We start from the raw sequence: 536 nt of genomic DNA on the forward strand, positions 1-536 counted from the left end.
GGCCGGGATGAGAAACGGGCGGGAAACCGCGCGGACAAAGGTACCGGACCACGCGCCTAAAGCGAGATGCCACCGCGCCAGTCGCCTACCCTACAGCCGCGGCGGATGTTCTGGACTAGCCTGAGTTTCCTAGCTGGCGAATAACTTATCCTCTTTGGCTATGATCGACGATCTGGTGTACGCCGGTCGACCTGCACCGTTGCGTGGCCAGATCGGTGCGATTATGGCTTCAAAGGGTGTATTGTCCATATTGTGGCGTCGATCATCAAGAAGCGGCGGGGCGACCGGGTGTACCTGTGATCAGGACCGGCGGACGTCCATGGAGACCGGCGAACAGGCTGCCGATGATCTCATAATCCGTCGGTCGTGGGTTCGAGTCAGGCCTCTTCCAGCCAGTCGCCGCCGTGAAGCTCCGCTAACGAGGCCATCAGCGCCTTCTGCGCATCGTCCTCGGTGGGAAATGGACCCCCGACGGCCCGCCGCCGACGCCTGGAACCGCGCCGGGCGCGGACGCCCGGCGCTGCGTCTTGGCGGTC

This window comes from Frankia sp. BMG5.23 (assembly GCF_000685765.2).
In the GTDB taxonomy this organism is placed as follows: domain Bacteria; phylum Actinomycetota; class Actinomycetes; order Frankiales; family Frankiaceae; genus Frankia; species Frankia casuarinae.